This window comes from Roseateles sp. GW821-FHT09H11 (genome assembly GCF_059415845.1).
Map to the genome: position 1 here is coordinate 14,224 of NZ_JBWKOA010000011.1, position 17,995 is coordinate 32,218.

A 17,995-nucleotide genomic window follows, 5' to 3' on the forward strand; every position below is an offset into this window, starting at 1 on the left:
ATGCGACTTCTTTTTCTCGCACTCGCGGCTGCGGTGCCGCAGCTCTCGCTGGCAGCCGACTTCCCCAAGGGATCGAAATTCGACGGTCGCATCCAGACGATCGTCTACAACGCCGACGACGTGACGGTCGTGAGGAGCCGCGGCAACGCGGCCCGAATCATCTTCGCGCCCGACGAGCGAGTGCTCGACAAAGCTTCGAGCTTCAGCGCCGGGTGGCAGATCGACGACAAGGACAACGTCCTCTTTATCAAGCCGCGATCGGTCAAACGGGCCGACAAGACGTTCCAGTCGCCGGTGGCCGGCGACTGGGACATGAATCTGATGGTGAAGACCACCAGGCGCGAGTATGACTTCGACGTGCTGTTCCTCGGCGCCATCTCGGCGCAACCGGAGCCTAGCGAGCGTCCTGGGCGAAAGGACAAGCGCGAACGATTCCCTGAGAAGAAGGCTGCCGCTGCCCCGGATGTGACCTATCGCCTCCGCTTCCTCTATCCGGATGACGACGCGCAGGCCGAGAAGGTCGCCGTCGAGAGCACGAAGTCGGCGGCCTTCCTCGACGACGCTATCCCTCCGAAGAACTGGGCGTACTCGATGCAATCGGGGAAGAACTCCGACTCGATCGCACCAGCAGCTGCGTACGACGACGGTCGATTCACCTACCTGAAGTTCCCGAACAACCGCGAGTTCCCAACCATCTTCGCGGTCACACAGGACGGCGCGGAAAAGATCGTCAATAAGCACGTGGAGGGCGACACGGTGGTCGTACACGGCGTGTACCGGCAGTTGAACCTCCGGCTCGAGAGCGCTGTTGTTGGACTCTTCAACGAGGAGTTCGACGCCGAGGGCGTGGCCGCTGAAAACGGCACCACCGTGCCAGGGTTGCGTCGAGTGATCAAAGGGCTGGACGAGAAATGAACGAAATCGAACAAGACTCGCCGGCTTTGGAGGGCGAGCGCGGTATTCCGGCGATCAACGCTGAAAAACCGAACTCGGCGAAGAAGGCCTTCGTGGTCCTCGTCGTGATGGCCGTGCTGGCGATCGCTGGCGCCATCTTCTACGTCAAGCTCAGGCCACGCCTGGCGGAGCAGGCCGCCGTCACTCAAGTCGATGACCGAGCCACTGCAAGTCCGGTCGACCTCGACAAGCCCGCCACGCAGGCTCGCGACATCGACAGGCCGATCGGTGATGGCGCCTCAATCTCCGCTGCATCAGATACGCTGCCAAGGCCCCCAGCAGAACGCACCGCCCTTGGTGCCGGGGCTGAGGTGCCGCAGGACCCGTCTCTGCCGTTACCTGAGGCGCTGAAGGTCGTTCCTGACGCCAAGCCCCAGGCGACAGGCTCGGTCGCCCCCAACGTGGCCAAATCAGCGGCGCAACCGCGCACGTCGAATGTTCCCGGCCCAACAGAGGGTGGGACGCGACCCGAGGACAGCATCGACCGAGGGCAGTCGGATCTCTTCTTCAGAGCTACGCCTGCCGACCAGGCAACCGCGACGGCGTCCTCCATCGACCCGACGAGCGACAGGAGCATCGCCGCCCGCGTGCAGGCCGCGCTCGGCGCCGCAGGGGGTGGCGGCAGCGCAGGCGGGTCCATCTCCAGCGGCGGGCTCGGGGGCATGCTGAGCGGAACGCGCACCCCGCCTCGCAAGGCCTCCCTGCAGACGGGCCTCTCGCTCAAGCTGCTCAAGGGAACGGTGATTGACTGCGGATTGCAGAACCTGATCAACACCACCGTACCCGGCTTCGTGAGCTGCCAGGTCAGCCAAAACGTCTTCAGCGCGGACGGCAAGGTGCTCATCCTCGAGCGCGGCACGATCGTTTCGGGTGAATACCAGTCGTCGATTCGGCAAGGGATGGCACGGATCTTCGTCCTCTGGACCGAGCTCAAGACGCCTAGCGGGGTTGAGATTCAACTTGACTCGCCTGCCGCAGATGCTCTCGGAGGGGGCGGCATCCCAGGGGTTGTGGACAACCATTTTTGGGAGCGATTTGGCGGCGCGTTGATGCTGAGTCTCGTAGACGACGTTGCGCGTGCAGCGACCAGCGGCGGCGGTACGAACAACCTCAGTAGCACGACCGACGCCTCCCAAAACATGGCCGCGGAAGCGCTCAAGAACACGATCAACATCGCGCCGACGCTGTACCGACACCAGGGCGGCCGGGTGGCGGTCTACGTCGCACGAGACCTTGACTTTTCGACCGTCTATGAAACCCATCGATAGCGTCAGCAGCGGCGAGTTGCCCGTCAATCGCGAGTCGTCGGTCCGCCACTTCCTCAAGCCGATCAGCGACCATTTCGCCACTGAAGGGGTGACCGAGGTCTGCATCAACCGACCAGGCGAGCTGTGGATCGAGCGGTTCTCGTCCTGGGAGCGCGTCGACGCGCCGGGAATCACGCTCGATGCCTGCAAGCAGCTTGCCACCGCGATCGCCCGTTACAACCACGGTGAGATCCGCGATTCAAAACCTATTCTGTCGTCAACCCTTCCTGACGGCGAACGCGTGCAGATCGTGGCGCCTCCGGCATGCGAGGCGTCGACGTACTCCTTCACGATCCGCAAGCCGTCCCAGAACAGCCGGTCATTGAGCGACTACGAGGACCAAGGCTTCTTCAAATACGTTCAGCCGATCTCCGCTGACCTTGATCGAGATGAACTGGCGCTGGTCGAGCTGCATCGCAACCGGCGGTACGGCGACTTCTTCCGCAAGGCCGTAGCAGCGAACAAGGTCATCGTGGTCGCCGGCGAGACGGGCAGCGGCAAGACCACCTTCATGAAGGCTCTGGTCCAGGAGATTCCCCGAAGCGATCGCATCTTGACGATCGAGGACACCCCGGAACTGCTGCTTCCATCGCACCCTAACCACGTGCATCTTTTCTACCCCTCGGAGGCGTCAGAGGAAGCAGGGTCTCCGGTGACTGCGGCGACCCTACTGAAAAGCAGTTTGCGGATGAAGCCGTCGCGAATTCTGCAAGCGGAATTGCGCGGGGGGGAGGCCTACGACTTCGTCAATGTGGCCCTGTCTGGCCACGGCGGAAGCATTACCAGCGTGCACGCACCCAATGCCCGGATGACGTTCGTCCGATTGGGTTTGATGGTGATGATGAATCGACAGGGCCGCCAGCTACCGCACGAGGTGATTAACCGGATGTTGGACATGGTGGTGGATGTGGTCGTTCATATCACGAATGACATTGACCATGGACACGGACGCCATATCACTGAGGTTTGGTACGACCCGATGGTTAAACGTAAGGCACTGGGGATTTAACACACCCCCCCAAAAACGGCTATGCCGTTTTAGGCGGGGAAAGGCGGCTGCCGCCGCGATCAGACTTGGACTGAGATGCAAGACGATAAACCTTGGTGGGCCAAAGCCATCCTGGTAGCAATTTTGCTGCTAATTTTCACGACGCTCGCGCTGTATTTCGCGGGCTATCTGTTCTTCCTCTTGGCCAAGACCACCCCGGCTATAACCATTACCCCGTTGACTTGGCTGCAATACTGGTTTCAATACTCTGCGCAGGCGCATATTGCGTCCAAGCTCAAAACCGCAATACTCGTCAGTGCCGCCGCCGCGACTTTCGCATTTATCGGAATGGTGATGAGCGCGTTCAAAGTTAACAGAAAACTCCACGGTGATGCAAAATTCGCGACTGACGCAGAGGTCCGAGCGTCGGGCCTTCTCAGTGAGACCCACGGCATCATTCTTGGAAAGTGGAAAGGGCAGTATTTGGTATACGGCGGCAACCAGTTTGTAATGGTTAACGCTGAAACCCGAAGCGGGAAAGGCGTTAGCTTCGTGATTCCGAACATGCTGAATTGGAATCACTCCGTAGTTGCCTCTGACGTGAAATTGGAGATCTGGCGTCTTACTTCGGGGTACCGTCAGAAGCATGGACAAAAGGTCTTCCTCTTTAACCCGTTTGCCGAAGATTTTCGCACTAGCCGCTATAACCCCCTCGGTTACGTCCGCGAGGATCCGTATCGGGTAGGCGACTTGCAATCGATCGCGAAGCTATTCTTCCCGGCCGACGGAAAAGATCCATTTTTCGACGAGAGCGCCGGGAACTTGTTCCTTGGACTGGGCCTCATGGTGTTCGAGACACCTGGCCTGGTCAAGAGCTGCGGGGAAATGCTTCGTCAAGCGTCGGGCAAGGGCATGCCCGTCAAGGAATACCTGCAAGGCATCATCGACGAGCGCAACTATCGCGAGGTGGAAGAGGTCGATGCCGATGGCGAGGTAACCAAGAAATTGGTGCCCGTCGATGACTGGGACGGTGAAGGTCTGCCCCCACTGTCGTCTGAGTGCGTAGACAGTTTGGGGCGTTTCCTTTCCACGTCCGATAATACTCTCGCGAGCATTTTGGCAACCTTTAACGCGGCTCTGCAGATCTTCGCGAACAAGATCGTTGACGCAGCGACTTCCGAGAATGACTTCGACTTGCGTAACCTTCGCCGCGAGAAGATGTCCGTGTACATCGGCATTACGCCGGATCGGCTTCCAGAATGTAAGCGCCTTATTAACCTGTTTTGGTCGCAGGTCGTTCTACTTAATACCAGGACACTTCCTGAAGACGACCCATCGATAAGGTACCACTGCATGCTCATGATGGACGAGGCCACGGCGCCTGGCCCGATTGAGATCATCGCCAACAGCGTCGCGTACATGGCTGGGTATTGGCTGCGGCTTTGCACCATTATCCAAGCTCCTTCTCAGCTGACGGCCGCCTATAAGTCTAAAGAGGTGGCGCAAAACCTTATGGTGAACCACGCGGCACGCATCCTCTTCTCTACTCGCGATCCAAACTCGGCAAAAGAATATTCGGAGATCCTCGGAAACGAGACCTTTGCCGCGGCTTCGGTGAGCCGTGGCAGTGACGGCAAGCGCAGTGAATCATCATCGGATCATCGTCGTGCACTTCTCCTGCCGCAGGAGTTTCGAACCTTGGGCAGATGGCGGCAAATCATCGACCTTGAGCACGTGCCGCCAATCCTCTGCGACAAGATCAAGTATTTCGAGGACTCAAACTTCAAAGCGAGGCTGCTGCCGCCACCGCTCGTGCCATTGCTGGACATGAAGACGCATGGCGCAATCGTTCAAGGGCGTAAGCGCGCAGCAACGCTGCAGGACCTGGCTGAGGGAGTCGACCTCTCCAAGCTCTCTCTTGCGCCTGCTGCGCTTGACACGGCGATCGAGGCGGCCAAAGGAAGCGATGGCGCAGATCCCGACCAGGTCGAGGATCTGGTCAATGCATTCTTCGCGAGCCTGGGAGGCGAGGGCACATCGCATGACCACGAGCTGGAAATCGACGCGGACGGTTGCAGCACGAGGCCAAACGACGATGTGCTTTCCGGCCTTGCGCAAGCGGCAGCGGCCCACCTTCCGAACCTCGATGCTCGGAATGAACTTGTCGTTTCGGAGCTACCCGTCAACGTCGAGCCACTTCGTCATGACGAAAATCTGACGGTGGAGTTGGATTCCTATCTCGACATCCCGCCGGTAGACGATATCTCAGAGGTTCCGGACTGGGTGACTGAGGAGATCGATCTGGCATATTTACACGACGGAACTCCGGAAGTGAACGCCGAATATGGCGACGAGCCGCCGCATATTCAACTCGAAACGCTTGACATGGAAGCCAGAAGCTAAGTATTATTAAACCTCATTCGTTGGATATTCCAACACGGGCGCTGCCCTAGCGCGGTTTCACTGAAAACCGCATTTTTAACGTTCCTTTAAAGGAATACTATGGACGAGAAGAGCGAACCCGGTTCGGGTAAGTCCTCGCCTGCTCCAGCCGGGAAGGCTGCGGGTAGATTTATCCTCGACATCGCAGCGGTCCCTGCGGAAATCAGGGAGTATGCGGTCAACAAGTTGTCGCCGCGCGATGCCGACGGCAATCCGCTGATGGATAAAGCGGGCAATCCTGTGAGAGGTGGCATTTCCACCGCGAAAGAGAACGGGAGCTACTACGGTCCTGTGCTGCTCAACAACGACAAATACCTGGTCCAAGCGGTGGGCAAGGATCGCAATTTCGCGGTCGTGCATCCTAAGGAGAGCATTGCGCTGCAAGGCGCAAATCTCCAACTGCAGGATTCGAAGAAGCAGTTGAATGGCTTCGACGTGCAGGTCCATTACACAGGCGATAAGGGGAAGGCATATCCATGGAAGCGTCCGGAGCGCGAAATTGCCGCTCCAGCTCGAGCCCAAGAGCTTTCCCCCGAGGCCCTTCTCAAGCAGGCGCAGGAATACGCGCTTGCGAACATCAAGAACGCTGGCCAGCGCACTGCCTTCCTGAAACACATGAAGCAGATGGCGAAGGGTCAGAGCGTCGAGCAAGCCGGTCAGGCGCCAGGCGTGGAGCCTGCCAAATCGCAGTCGCGCCCGACAAAGTCCGCTGAGAAGTCGAAGCAGCAAAACCGCGAGCATCGCGAACGCGAGCGTTGAGGAGAAATCATGAGCGAACGATCTGCAACCACGACTCCGGCAGAATTCTCCTTGGACGGCGAACCGGTGGGCGGTCTCCACGTCCAGCGCATGTATGTCGACAACGAGGCTCGTTACCAGGTCAACTTCCTGACGCTGGATGGCCGAGCGAATCTCCACACGGTTCCTGAGCTGGACGCGAAGGGTCTGGAAAAGCTGCTGGGGTTGGAGAACGCACAGATAGTCGTCAATACCCCCGATGAGGAAGCCGAGTTCCCACCGAAGGATCTGAAGCCGCACCGCGCGCCGTGGGAGTTCTCAGGCATAGAGCCGAACTATCCGGCGCTCGACACGTGGGAAAACATCATCGAGCAGTCGGAACGACTTGAGGTGATCCAGACCGCTGACGTGATCGCTCGTGCAGCCGCCATTCGGGCAGCTCAGGTCGAGCTGGGCTCGAATCCTTCTGGTGTGGTTCGCGACGGAGACGTCGCGAGGTCCGAATCGCCGAAGGTGCCTGAGCTCGCCGGCAATCAGAGTGAGGTGACGGAAAGGTCTGCGACCTCGGCTCAAGTCGCCGGCGAGCATACCGAACTTGCGAGCCACCTCGCGGAGGACCTCACCGAGGCGCAACGGCTTGCCCGCGGGCGTCTGCGTGCCGAGTACGACGTTTCGGGTGGCGACTACAAGTTGAAAGGAAGGCCTGGTCGGGTCGCCTTCGCCGACCTTGGCGCGAAGGTGGCCACGGACCTGAACGACAGCAAGATCGTGCAGGGGATGGTGACGATGGCCGAGGCCAAGGGCTGGGACAGCATCAAGGTCGCCGGTCATCCCACCTTTCAGCGCGAAGTGTGGATGGAGGCCAGCCTTCGCAACATACAGGTCCGCGGTTTCAAGCCTTCGGAGAAGGATCTGCTCGAGCTGAATGAGCGCCGCGCAGAGCGGCACCAGAACACGATCGAGCCCGAGCGCGCATCGGCGAAGGACCACCGTCTAGGTGTCGACGCGAAGGTCGTGGAGAAGGTGGCGAGCGCAGTGATAAGCGAGAAGATCGTTGATCCGCGGCTGCGCGATCAGGTGATGGCTGGCATCTCGCAACGCCTCGCTCAGCTCCAGGCTGCAGGACGCGTTCCCGAGGTGGCTGTCTTCGACCCCAGCGCTAAGAGCAAGACACCCACCGTTGGGAGGGCCAAGACCACGGAGCGTGAGCCCTCGCGGTCTGACCGCTCACGATGAGGTATTTTGGGCGCGCATGATGCCTCACGGCGTGCGCTGAATCTGTCTTGAAACCGAAGCAAGTCCTTGTTTTATAAGGACTTGCTTTTTTTATTGCCGTTCCTCGCCCGTGAACGCGGCATTCCGTCACATTTTCGCCCTTCTGGCGCGCCCCAAGCTGCAACTTTGGCTCCCAAAGTGCATAGTAATGGTCGGCCACGCCATATACTTAGTATGTCCAAAATGGCAATAATGGGTCGCCAAAATGCGCAACGTCGTTCTATTCGCTTTGGTGCTCGGCCTCAGCGCCTGCACCACCACCATCCCGCAACCGCCCACGGTCGACGGGCTCTATCGTCGCCCGGTCAACGCGCCTGAGACGGCAGCCGTCTTGGCACTCCGCGCAGACCTCGCGAAGGCGCAGGAACGCCTCAGGCAGCTGGAACAGCGCTCGATCGCGACGGCTGTTGCGATCGAGGGCAAACGATCCGATGTCCAAGCCACCCCGGCAGTTCTTGCCCCGGTGCAAAGCCTGCCCGTCGTCCAGCCCACGGCGCAGGCGCTGGCGCCGGCCGTCGTCGCTCCTGGTGCCATCACAGCGCCTGCGACTGCCGCAGCCGCGTCCCCCCAGGCAGTCGCCGCAAGCGCTCCTGAGCCGCAAAAGACCTGGTCGGTCCGTGTGCAAGACATCACCTTGCAGCGCACGTTTGAGCGGTGGGCAGAAGAAGCAGGCGTGCGAATTCGCTGGGACGCCAAGAAACAAATCCTCATCGACGCGCCGGATGAGATCAAGGGTTCCTTCGAACAGGCGGTGCAGAAGGCGCTCAGCAGCCCGGGCATTCGCCTCGGCGACTTCCCCTTGGAAGCGTGCACGTATCCAAACACACCCCCGCTGACGCGCATCACGCGTTGGGGTGAACAGGCGCGCGAGTGCCCCGAAATCGCCACCGAATGAGTACGACCTCGATGAAACACCACACGCTCTCTTTGCTGTCGCTCGCCGTGCTGAGCGGCTGTGCCACGTCTCCCGCGCTGACTTCGCAAGTCGACGTCGCCAAGGACAACGCAAGCTTCGTCACCGGCCTCGCGTCACCGAAGCCTCTAGGTGCGGAGCTCGACTCGAACGTCGTCGGTGGCGCGGCGGACGCTGATGGTCGCGCACGCACCCAAACAAGCATGCCGGTGCTTCGGCGCGCCACGAAGCCATGGATCGGTGGCACCTCCGTCGCGGTCTACGCCAACGAGCGCCTGCCGTCCGTCTTCACGGAGCCGGCGATTCTCAACTTCGAGGATCAGCAGACGAACGGCAAGGTGACGCTCGCTACGATCGCCAATCGAATTACCGCCGTGACCGGCGTGCCCGTACGCGTCAAGTCGGATGTGTACCTCGCCGGCGGCAACGGCACGTCCGGCGGGGCCTCGAACGCTACGCCTATGCAACAGGCGAATCAGCAGCCGACCGGCGCACCTCTCCCATCGCTTGACGGCCAACTTCGCACTGCGCCCATGATGGCGACCGCCCCGGTACCGGTCGACACCACGATGACCGCGATGGACATGAAGTGGAGAGGCCAGCTCGGCCAGTTCCTCGATCGTGTTACCGATCGCTTGGGACTGAGCTGGGAGTATCGCGACGGCGTGGTCGTGATCGAGCGTTTCAGAACGGAGTTCTTCGAAATCGCCCTGCTCGACAGTGAAACCACTTTCTCGCTGGGCCTCAGTGCGACCGACCAGGCCGCCACCGGCGGATCGAACTCCAGCAGCGGCGGTACCTCAAGCAGCAACGCCGCGGCGGACGTGACTGAGCGTGGCAAGGCCAACATCGTCGGCAGCATCCTCAAGGGGATCCAGCACATCATTTCGAACACCTCGGGATCGTCGGCCGCGCAGTCGGAAGGCTCCGGACGCCTGGCCGTGACGACCACCAAGGACACGATGCAGCGTGTCCGCGCGTTCGTGCGTGACGAGAACGCCTCCATGCTTCGCCAAGCTCAGATCCAGTTCGACATCTACAGCGTCAAGCATTCGGAGTCGGACGAAAAGGGAATCGATTGGACGGTCCTGTACCGCTCACTCGGTGGCACCTACGGATTGGATCTGACTTCCCCGACATCGGTCCTCGGCACCTCGGCCGGGGGCGTGACGTTCCAAATCCTCGGATCTGGCTCGAGCGACGCTTCGCGGCGCTTCGGTGACAGCTCGTCGATGTTGAAGCTGTTGTCGCAGTTCGGCACGTCCGTCGATCACAAGCCTGTTTCGTTGCTCTCGCTCAATCGACAGTGGGCGCGTAAGGCGTCCCTGAACACCGAGAACTACGTGAGCGAGTCGACGCCGGTTGCATCGCCGCTGGGGGGCAGCAGCACCGTCGGGCTCAAGACCTCTTCGGTCACGACCGGCGACCGCTATCTCGCGATGCCAACCATCCTCGACAACAACGTGGTCGTGCTGAAGTTCGGTCTCGGCCTCAGTTCGCTCGTCGACATCGAGCGCTTCAACTCCGGAAGCGCCGCGAACCAGAACAGCGTGCAGAACCCGAAGACCGCGAGTGTCATTGACCAGGCCACGATCGCGCTCAAGCCTGGTCAGGTGCTGGCGATCACAGGCATGAGCCGTATCGTCGCCAAGGACGACGATGCCCGGCTCGGCAAGGACGTGCCGCTCTTCGCTGGGGGCAGCAAGAAGGTCTCGCGCCAGCGCGAGGACTTCATCATCCTTGTGCGCTCGACCATCCTCTGACCATGGTGCCGATGCAACTACGCAGCGACGCAGCAGGCGTCGCGATCGGGGGACTCGACTGGCGTGCCCTCGCGCTGAAAGTTGATTCCAGAAAGGCGGCCACGGAGAAGGGCTTGGCTAAGGCCCGCGACGTAGCCGCGAAGCAGGCGTTCAAACATCTCGGCAGCGGGCAAGCGAGCCACTACGTCGTCGCTGACGGTGTCACGGGCCACGCTTCGATTGGGCTGTACTCCGCGCTGCTAGAAGACAACGCCAAGATGCCCAAGGGGGCATATTCGGCGGCTCAGGCCTTTGCCGCTAAGGTCGGGCACGTCGAGGAGAACGCTGCGCTCGTGCTCGCCTTTGGCGACGACAAGGACAGTAAGGTCTACGTGGTGATCCTGGACGATGGCGTACCTGCCAACGATCTGGTGACCGATTCGGCCCAAGCTTCGCGCCTGGTTGGCGATGGGCGCCCCGTCTATTCCGATGTCGACCTGCCGGGAGCGCAGCAGGCAAGCTTTGCTTGGCTGGCAAGCGCTGCCCCAGCTGCGCGGCTGAGAAAGGCGCCGGCCAATGTTGTGTTGCCCGTGGTGCTGCTGTCGCTGGCACTGGCAGGCATTGCTGGATACATCGTTTGGGAGCGGCATCAGCAGCTTGAGCGGGCACGCCTGGCCGAAGAACAGGCGCGCCAGCAGGATCCCACGCCGAAGTATCTTGCCGCACTCGCGACGCAGAGGGGCTCAGCTGCCGTCAGCAGAGGTGACCTGCTGCAGGCCGCAAGGCGACTCTTCGACCGCCCGACTGAAGCGAAAGGCTGGTTGCTTACTTCGGTCAAGTGCAGCGGCGACGCTTGCGCCGCGACGTGGCTTCGGAAGGGCGGTTCCTATGCGGACCTGAAGGCCGCACTCCCGGCAGATGAGGTGCTGACCAAGCCGTTGGGGTCTGAGGTGATCGATCTGGAGACTGTGGACACGCGATTTCCTATCAAGCTCGCCCGCGGCCCCCTGTCGACCGATGTCAAGAAGGTCCTGCCGAGCGCTGCGGCGGCGGGCATGCAGATTGGAAGTGTGCTGCAGGTTTGGCGCACCGCGAAGTTCAAGGTCGATCTGAAGCCCGCAACGCTTTGGCCGGCTGTGCCGGGCGTACCTGAGACCTTCGACCACCCCGAGGCGCTCCTTCGAGGCGAGCTCGTGGTTGACGACATCCCCGGCCCCTTCATCGCCGAGGCGATTACTGCCGCGCCTTGGCAGATCGGCTGGGAAGGGATGGACGTCACCGTCGCCCAGGGTGGCGAAGCCAAGGATCGAATCAAGTTCAAACTGAAGGGATACGTGTATGCCACGCGGCGCTAAGTGGATTCTGCTCAGCCTGCTCGCGACGTTCAGCGTTGTGAGCCACGCTCAAGAAATCAGCATCGGTGAATACAGCGCCGTCCAGCGCAAAGCTATGGCGGACGAGATGGCGAAGGCTCGGGGAAACGTCGGTGCTCCCGCAGCGCCGGCGGCTTCAGCTCCCGCGCCGGTCGCCATCATCATGAAGCCCAGGCCGCCGGCTCCTCAAGTGCGGGTGGCAGGTGCATCCATCGTCGGCGCCAGGTCGTTCGCGGAGGTGTCAGTCGATGGCGTGGCGTACATGCTCGAGGTCGGCGACCGAGTCCCCCGTACCGGCCAGACGGTGTCGTTCGTGGGTGCGGATCGCGTTGAGCTGACGGAGCCGGCTGGCAAGGCTCGCAAGGGCAGGAAGGCCTCGGCTGAGATCTCGATCTTCAGGCTGGGTAAGTGATGAGCGCGGTGCTGCAGGCGCCAGGCGTCGTTATCGAGGACTACGGCCAAGTGCCGAAGTACCTACGCCATCTCACCGGCCACAGAGCCTCCGGAGACTGCATCGAGCTCGACGCGGAGCAGTCGCGGTTCGTGGTCGCTGTCGATATGGGCGAAATGAACGCTCAGATACTGGTGTTGCACAGCACGACAGGCGCGACACCGATCGTCATCGCGGGCGCCGTGCGCGCCGTCAAGGCAAAGCTGCGGGAGCGCAACTACACCTTGAGTGGCGAGTTGCATGTGAACGAAGCCACGATGGCCGAGGTGCAGCGAAACCGTGGCAACGCCAACCAGGTGCTCGGGCAGGGTGAGCCAATCGCCCTGTTCCGCAGGTGGGTCAGCACGGCGATCAAACAAGGCGCTTCGGACCTGCACGTTCGCTTCACCGGCAACGAAGCGCGAGTTCGCGTGAGAGTCGACAACATGATGCGCCCGCTGGACGACTCGCGGGGCGGCGTGTACGGCCGCGCGACCGCGCACGACGCTGTGGCAGCAGGCTTCAACACGACCACGCTGGGCAACTCGCGCTCCGATTATCAGGCTGACCGGTTTTCGGATTGCATCATCGAGCACACGGAGGGCACGAAATGCGATCTGCGCTTCCAGAACATCCCAGGCCGATTCGGTCCGAAAGTGGTCATGCGCATCCAGCGCATGAGCGAGCGTGCGACGCAGGGCAACTTCAAGGACCTGGGGTACACGCACAGCCAACAGAAGCTATGGTCCCGCGCGTCTCGACGCAAGGGCCTGTTGCTCATCACCGGATCGGTCAACAGCGGCAAGAGCACCGCTCTGCAGACGTACATCGAGACGCGTCCGAATCGGGACGAGACGGAGGCATACACGGTTGAGGACCCGGTTGAGCGCGAGATTGCCGACACCCACCAGATCGAGTTGTTGCGCGATGCGGCGGACCCCGAGCGCACACGCGAGCGTTATGGCGAAGCCATCCGCGGCTTGCTGCGAGGCGACGGCGACTGGACGGCCTGCGGAGAAATTCGAGACCTTCTGACCGCGACGTTCTGGTTGATGTTGGGACTGAGTGGCTACGTCGGCATGGGGACGCTGCACACCAATTTCCTCAACAGCATCGCGATGCGACTTGAGCAGATGGGCCTCTCACGCCGCGAGCTGACCGTGCCGAACGTGCTGAACCTGATCGTCTACCAAGCTCTCCTCCCCCGTCTATGCCATCACTGCCGCGAGCCGCTCTTGAAGGCCGCGGAGACAGATAGCGATTTGCAGGAGACGGTCCAACTGCTGCGGGCGAAATTTGACATGGACCCGGGCAAGTTCTTCGTGCGGGCCCACAGGAATTGCCCGCACTGCGGCGGGAAGGGCACCAGCGGACGTGTAGTCGTCGCTGAGATGTTCATGCCTGATCGACAGTGGCTCTCCCACACGCGCGCCGGCAACGACGACGCGGCGCACGACCACTATCGGTCGCTTTCGAATGGTGACCTGGCTTCGGACGACATGACGGGGAAAACCGCCTTCGAGCACGCGCTGCTGCGCGCGCTGCGCGGGGAGATCGACGTGAGGGCGTGCGAGGAATTCGAGGCCTTCGATCGCTACGAATTCTTGGACCGGGGGGTGACCCGATGATCCCGATGAACTGGCTTCACCGAATCGTATTCAGCTTCAACCGCGCGCAGTTCTATGTGGACTTCGCCGAAATGTACCGGCGCAAGGAGCCGGTCATGAGCTGGTTGCAGGGTGAACTGGCGACGGCGCTGCGGTTCGGGCGTGGCTGGTGGTCCCTCGGGCTAAAGGCACGCGCCTGGGCGCTGAGGTCCATCAGCGCGCGGTACCAGTCTGGCCAAAATGCCGGGCGTAGTGATTGGACGTTGGGCGGTGTGATGCCGGCCGGCGATCGCATGATGCTTGGGGCCGTGGACACGGCGGAAGATCGTCCGCGAGCCCTCGAGCAGTTGGCCGCTGCCGTCCGCCTGCAGATGGATATCCAGAGCATCGTCGCCGCCGCAGCAGTCATGCCACTGGTAATCCTGGCGATAAGCGCTTGGCTGATCGTCGTCCTCTCCGGCGTCATCTTGGCGATCGACAAGGAAGCGCCGCCATACGTGCGTGACGCGCTTTGGGTTGGCAAGAACCTCGTTGCGAAAGTCATTGCCGAATGGACCTACGCATACGGCGCCTGGGCGCTGGCGATTTTCGTCGCGCTGCTCGGCGTCGTCATCTGGTCCTTGCCTCGCTGGACCGGTGGTCTGCGACTGAAGGCGGATCGCTTGCCGATCTTCTCGCTCTACCGGGACTTCCAGGCGGGAATGCTTATGTCTTCGCTGGCGACCTACCTGGACACCGGGGCGCCTCTGCGCGGGGCGCTGGAGGATATCGCGAAGCACTCCAGCACTTGGATGCGCTGGCAGCTTCGTCGTGTAGTCGCCTCTCTTGATGCGCAGCCGACGATGAGCATTGAGGCGTTCTCACGCGGCCTGCTTTCGCCGGGCTTCCTGGCACGCATGGCGACCTTGAGTCGCTCCGCTGAGTTCGCTCAAGTCCTCATCACCCTCGGCACGGCCGAGGCCGAGACAGTCAAGAAGAAGATCTCCGCGACGGCGCTAGCCGCGAATGTGGCAGTGGTTGGCGCACTCGGCACGCTCTGCACGTTCATGGGCCTAGCCGCGATCTTCGTACCCGGTAGCTTCGCCAACCTAATGGACTCCGGAACCATCATGTCCCTGCAGCAGCAGTACCAGCAGCAGCAGGCGGCTGAGCTTCAGTCGAAGCAACCGGCCGGCACCGACGCCGGCATCAAGTAAGCACCCATATCGCCTCAAGCAAAGGAGAAAGAAGCGATGACCCGTAAGAAGATGAATGTCTCTCGCCGTGCACAACGCGGCAATGCCCTGGTCTATGCGCTGCTCGCGCTCGTGATCGGTGGCATCGGCCTGGCCGTTGGCGTGACGCAGTTTGGCGACGGCGAGCGCGCCACGTCCGTTCAAGGCAGTGTTGCCGAGGTCAACTCGATCATCGGCAGCGTCAAGGAAAACTTCGGCCAGTACAACTACTCTGGCCTGACGACGGCATCGGCAGTGAGCGGCCGAATCATCCCTGAGACGCTGCACATCAGCACTACGGCGGCGAACAACAAGTACGGCGGCGCGATCACGCTCGTGGACAACAACACGACTGTCGCCGGCACCGCGTTGCTCACCTACGCAAGCGTGCCGCGCGAACTGTGCGTGAAGCTGGTCAACGGAACGCAGGGGATGGCCATGCGGGTGCAGGTCGGCGGTGTCGACGTGAAAGCGATCGGATCTCAGGTGAGCGCAAGCACTCTGACCACGCAATGCACGGCGGCCACCACTGCGACCGTTGCGTGGACCGTGGGCCGCACCTAAGCGAGCCTCTCGGCCATAGGGAGGGGCGATTGGCCATCGCCCCGTTGCTTGAAGGACTGGAATGAATCGGCGGATGAGACAAGTGGTGGGGAAGCAGCGTCAACGCGGGAACATGCTGGTGTCTGCGTTGCTCGGCCTCGTGATCGCTTCGATCGGCGGCCTCGGCCTGGTCAACGCCAGGATCGAGGAGAGCAAGCGCAACAAGGGAGTAGGGGAGGCGACCGTCCTGAAGACCCTGCAGGATGGAGTGAACGTCCTGATCGCCAACGCGTGGAACAGCTTTCAGGCCGGAGGCGCAGTGACATACAACGGCGTAACGCTGACGCCGGGCGCTTCAGCGGGCATGGTGGTCTGGGACGTGACGATCGACCAGCTCCGGACCATGGGCAACACGGTGCCCGCTGGATGGACTACCACGACGTCGCCCTCGAATGGCGCCCAGCTGCGCGTGCGGATCGTTCGCTCGCCCGCTGGATGTTCTGGAGTCAACTGCACGGTTGAGGGTCGGATCTGGGCGGACGCGCCCTACACGATCGCCGGTGTGGGAGCGACCGATAACAAGCTGGTAGGACCGATCCTCTCCAAGCTCGGCGCGGATGCCGGCGTGTCGCTGCCCGGCTCTTCCGGTCAGGTCACCGGCTACGGTTTCACCTGGTCGGAAGCGAATCCGATCGCGGGCGCGCCGCCCGGAGTTGTAATCGTGCGGGTGGGCGGGGCTTCAGCGGCGTTCGCGCAGTTCGTCCGTATAGGCGACACGCGCGACCCGTCGCTACAGGGCCCGTTGACGGTGGCCGGGGCCACGACGCTGAACAGCACCACCACGATCAATGCGCCGCTGAGCGTCAGCGGCACAGTGCGCGGCAATGGGGAGATCGGCGCCGGACCTGCAGGTGGATGTGCACGGACGCTCATGAACTCTGCAGGCAACATCGTTGCCCGCAACAGCGCTTGCGTGGACAGATTCCGCGTCTGGGGCGAGAACGGATGGGCGACGGTCGCCGACGCTGGCGGCCTGGACCGCGTGGTGATGGACGGTGGCGTCGCCCAACTGATGGTGCGCAACGGTGCTGGCACGAACACGGCGGTAGTCGACGGGAACTCAGGCCGCGTCAGCGGCCAGGTCATGAATACTGCGGTGGTGGCGAACTCCGGCGGCTCGTGCAATGGATATGCCGAAGGCGATATCGCCCGGGACGCGGACGCAAGCGGGACAGTGCTTGTGTGCCGAAGTGGCGCTTGGCGTCGTCCAGGCATGCAGACTGCGGCAGAGGGAAGCACATGCGCCATGGCTGGCCAGTCCGCCGCCGAGCCCGTCACGGGCCGCCTGCTGATCTGCCGCAACGGCGCCTTCCGCCTGGTCAACGATCGGCTCTCCAGCAACCCAAACGCCGCCCCAGCAGCCGCCAACGGCCCCGGCTTCGTCCAGGCGCCAGCTTGCGGCGTCGGAGGCACGCCGAGCATCCAACTGAGCCCGTTGGAGACGGGAGCCGACTACGGAGGGAATCCCCCTCGGAATCGCTTCTCGGTAATACCTGTCTGGAATGGCAGCACTGGCTGGTCCGTGAGGCCGGTCCTCATCGACAGCAACGGTAACGCGTCGGAGGTTGCTCACGATGGAGCTGCCTACAACTTCGGCTGGAACGCCACGACATCCTGCAACTACGGGATCTACAACTGATGGAATCAAAACATGTGATCGAAGCGTGCGCCTTCGCGGCGCTCGTGGCGAGTTGCCCGCTGCCTGCGAACGCGCAGTCGGGCGGACCGGCGGCTCAACTGCAGCGCGGCAACGGGTTCGGATGCCCTGCGCCGAAGTATTGGCAAATGAAGAACGGGGTGGCGACGTGCGCCGCGGCACCGACGCCTGCGCCTTCTCCACCCGCGCCACCGCCACCAGCGCCGGCGCCGCCCTCGGGCGACTGCCCGGCCGGCATGGGTTATGAACTGCAACTCGATCCAAGCCAGTTCGATTACTTGCGGCGTCCAGGAGCTGCATGGCTCGCATACGACGATGGCAGCGTCAACTTCCCGACCTTCGGCGGTTCGCCCTATCAGATGCCAACCGGTCTTCCCAACGACTTCGGTGGCAGATGCGGTCGAATGACGCTTCCGTTCACCATCCGGAACGGACAGGCAGCCGACATGAACTATGCCCGACTGCCCATCTGCCAAATGGGGGGTTTCGGCGGAGATGTCTATTCAATCTCCACGCTCGTGTGCGCAAACGGGAAGATCACGCAGATGTACTTCTACGGCGACAACGGAGGAGGTGGGTGACGCAGCCGGGCAACTCACGACTATGACCCGCTAGGGTCAAAAACGGGGCCCAATTTGGGCCCTTTCGCATTCTTAGCCATAGCGTCGACGTCGTGGCGCGTGATGGTGACGGCGAGCAGCTGGCGATCGCGCCAGGCTGTCGCCACGTGGTCCCGGCAGGGGCCAGCAGGG

Annotated in this window: 15 protein-coding genes; all 15 read left to right on the plus strand. The window is 62.0% G+C overall.

The features are described 5' to 3' along the window. The 15 genes from virB9 (at window position 1) to AC07PR_RS29235 (ending at window position 17,824) form a co-directional block, all read left to right on the plus strand. Window positions 1-915: a P-type conjugative transfer protein VirB9 gene (gene virB9, locus AC07PR_RS29165; protein ID WP_495137359.1), complete on the plus strand. Its 915-nt coding sequence runs from the start codon at window positions 1-3 to the stop codon at window positions 913-915. After that, window positions 912-2,222: a type IV secretion system protein VirB10 gene (virB10, locus tag AC07PR_RS29170; protein ID WP_495137360.1), complete on the plus strand. Its 1,311-nt coding sequence runs from the start codon at window positions 912-914 to the stop codon at window positions 2,220-2,222. The genes virB9 and virB10 overlap by 4 nt, the downstream gene beginning before the upstream one ends. Beyond that, window positions 2,206-3,270, plus strand: coding sequence for a P-type DNA transfer ATPase VirB11 (virB11, locus tag AC07PR_RS29175; RefSeq protein ID WP_495137361.1), 1,065 nt, complete (start codon window positions 2,206-2,208; stop codon window positions 3,268-3,270). The genes virB10 and virB11 overlap by 17 nt, the downstream gene beginning before the upstream one ends. A 75-nt stretch (window positions 3,271-3,345) precedes the next feature. Further along, window positions 3,346-5,652: a type IV secretory system conjugative DNA transfer family protein gene (locus AC07PR_RS29180; RefSeq protein ID WP_495137362.1), complete on the plus strand. Its 2,307-nt coding sequence runs from the start codon at window positions 3,346-3,348 to the stop codon at window positions 5,650-5,652. A 99-nt stretch (window positions 5,653-5,751) separates the two neighbouring features. Next, window positions 5,752-6,450 (plus strand): hypothetical protein, encoded by a 699-nt coding sequence (locus AC07PR_RS29185; RefSeq protein WP_495137363.1) that lies wholly within the window; start codon window positions 5,752-5,754, stop codon window positions 6,448-6,450. A 9-nt stretch (window positions 6,451-6,459) separates the two neighbouring features. After that, the gene (locus AC07PR_RS29190) at window positions 6,460-7,665 is read left to right on the plus strand and encodes an LPD7 domain-containing protein (RefSeq protein WP_495137364.1); all 1,206 of its coding nucleotides are present in this window, start codon (window positions 6,460-6,462) and stop codon (window positions 7,663-7,665) included. A 244-nt stretch (window positions 7,666-7,909) separates the two neighbouring features. Then, window positions 7,910-8,599: a TcpQ domain-containing protein gene (locus tag AC07PR_RS29195; RefSeq protein ID WP_495137365.1), complete on the plus strand. Its 690-nt coding sequence runs from the start codon at window positions 7,910-7,912 to the stop codon at window positions 8,597-8,599. 11 nt (window positions 8,600-8,610) lie between these two features. Next, entirely contained in the window at window positions 8,611-10,380 is a 1,770-nt protein-coding gene (locus AC07PR_RS29200; RefSeq protein ID WP_495137366.1) for a hypothetical protein, read from the plus strand. A gap of 2 nt (window positions 10,381-10,382) precedes the next feature. Further along, complete coding sequence (locus AC07PR_RS29205; RefSeq protein WP_495137367.1) at window positions 10,383-11,714, plus strand: hypothetical protein; 1,332 nt, start codon at window positions 10,383-10,385, stop codon at window positions 11,712-11,714. Beyond that, window positions 11,698-12,144 carry a hypothetical protein gene (locus AC07PR_RS29210; RefSeq protein ID WP_495137368.1) on the plus strand — a complete coding sequence of 149 codons (447 nt, stop codon included), beginning with the start codon at window positions 11,698-11,700 and terminating at the stop codon, window positions 12,142-12,144. The genes AC07PR_RS29205 and AC07PR_RS29210 overlap by 17 nt, the downstream gene beginning before the upstream one ends. Next, window positions 12,144-13,790 carry an ATPase, T2SS/T4P/T4SS family gene (locus AC07PR_RS29215; protein WP_495137369.1) on the plus strand — a complete coding sequence of 549 codons (1,647 nt, stop codon included), beginning with the start codon at window positions 12,144-12,146 and terminating at the stop codon, window positions 13,788-13,790. The genes AC07PR_RS29210 and AC07PR_RS29215 overlap by 1 nt, the downstream gene beginning before the upstream one ends. Before the next feature lie 5 nt (window positions 13,791-13,795). Further along, window positions 13,796-14,965 carry a hypothetical protein gene (locus tag AC07PR_RS29220; RefSeq protein ID WP_495137370.1) on the plus strand — a complete coding sequence of 390 codons (1,170 nt, stop codon included), beginning with the start codon at window positions 13,796-13,798 and terminating at the stop codon, window positions 14,963-14,965. 36 nt (window positions 14,966-15,001) lie between these two features. Further along, window positions 15,002-15,547: a type 4 pilus major pilin gene (locus AC07PR_RS29225; RefSeq protein ID WP_495137371.1), complete on the plus strand. Its 546-nt coding sequence runs from the start codon at window positions 15,002-15,004 to the stop codon at window positions 15,545-15,547. A gap of 112 nt (window positions 15,548-15,659) precedes the next feature. Then, window positions 15,660-17,225 carry a hypothetical protein gene (locus AC07PR_RS29230; protein WP_495137372.1) on the plus strand — a complete coding sequence of 522 codons (1,566 nt, stop codon included), beginning with the start codon at window positions 15,660-15,662 and terminating at the stop codon, window positions 17,223-17,225. Further along, window positions 17,225-17,824 (plus strand): hypothetical protein, encoded by a 600-nt coding sequence (locus AC07PR_RS29235; protein WP_495137373.1) that lies wholly within the window; start codon window positions 17,225-17,227, stop codon window positions 17,822-17,824. Before AC07PR_RS29230 ends, AC07PR_RS29235 begins: the two co-directional genes overlap by 1 nt. Window positions 17,825-17,995 lie beyond the last annotated feature (171 nt).

What these genes read in the sequence shown, in the direction of transcription:
- virB9 (WP_495137359.1), top strand. Translation starts at nt 1, where the DNA reads ATGCGACTTCTTTTTCTCGCACTCGCGGCTGCGGTGCCGCAGCTCTCG.
- virB10 (WP_495137360.1), top strand. Translation starts at nt 912, where the DNA reads ATGAACGAAATCGAACAAGACTCGCCGGCTTTGGAGGGCGAGCGCGGT.
- virB11 (WP_495137361.1), top strand. Translation starts at nt 2,206, where the DNA reads ATGAAACCCATCGATAGCGTCAGCAGCGGCGAGTTGCCCGTCAATCGC.
- AC07PR_RS29180 (WP_495137362.1), top strand. Translation starts at nt 3,346, where the DNA reads ATGCAAGACGATAAACCTTGGTGGGCCAAAGCCATCCTGGTAGCAATT.
- AC07PR_RS29185 (WP_495137363.1), top strand. Translation starts at nt 5,752, where the DNA reads ATGGACGAGAAGAGCGAACCCGGTTCGGGTAAGTCCTCGCCTGCTCCA.
- AC07PR_RS29190 (WP_495137364.1), top strand. Translation starts at nt 6,460, where the DNA reads ATGAGCGAACGATCTGCAACCACGACTCCGGCAGAATTCTCCTTGGAC.
- AC07PR_RS29195 (WP_495137365.1), top strand. Translation starts at nt 7,910, where the DNA reads ATGCGCAACGTCGTTCTATTCGCTTTGGTGCTCGGCCTCAGCGCCTGC.
- AC07PR_RS29200 (WP_495137366.1), top strand. Translation starts at nt 8,611, where the DNA reads ATGAAACACCACACGCTCTCTTTGCTGTCGCTCGCCGTGCTGAGCGGC.
- AC07PR_RS29205 (WP_495137367.1), top strand. Translation starts at nt 10,383, where the DNA reads ATGGTGCCGATGCAACTACGCAGCGACGCAGCAGGCGTCGCGATCGGG.
- AC07PR_RS29210 (WP_495137368.1), top strand. Translation starts at nt 11,698, where the DNA reads ATGCCACGCGGCGCTAAGTGGATTCTGCTCAGCCTGCTCGCGACGTTC.
- AC07PR_RS29215 (WP_495137369.1), top strand. Translation starts at nt 12,144, where the DNA reads ATGAGCGCGGTGCTGCAGGCGCCAGGCGTCGTTATCGAGGACTACGGC.
- AC07PR_RS29220 (WP_495137370.1), top strand. Translation starts at nt 13,796, where the DNA reads ATGAACTGGCTTCACCGAATCGTATTCAGCTTCAACCGCGCGCAGTTC.
- AC07PR_RS29225 (WP_495137371.1), top strand. Translation starts at nt 15,002, where the DNA reads ATGACCCGTAAGAAGATGAATGTCTCTCGCCGTGCACAACGCGGCAAT.
- AC07PR_RS29230 (WP_495137372.1), top strand. Translation starts at nt 15,660, where the DNA reads ATGCTGGTGTCTGCGTTGCTCGGCCTCGTGATCGCTTCGATCGGCGGC.
- AC07PR_RS29235 (WP_495137373.1), top strand. Translation starts at nt 17,225, where the DNA reads ATGGAATCAAAACATGTGATCGAAGCGTGCGCCTTCGCGGCGCTCGTG.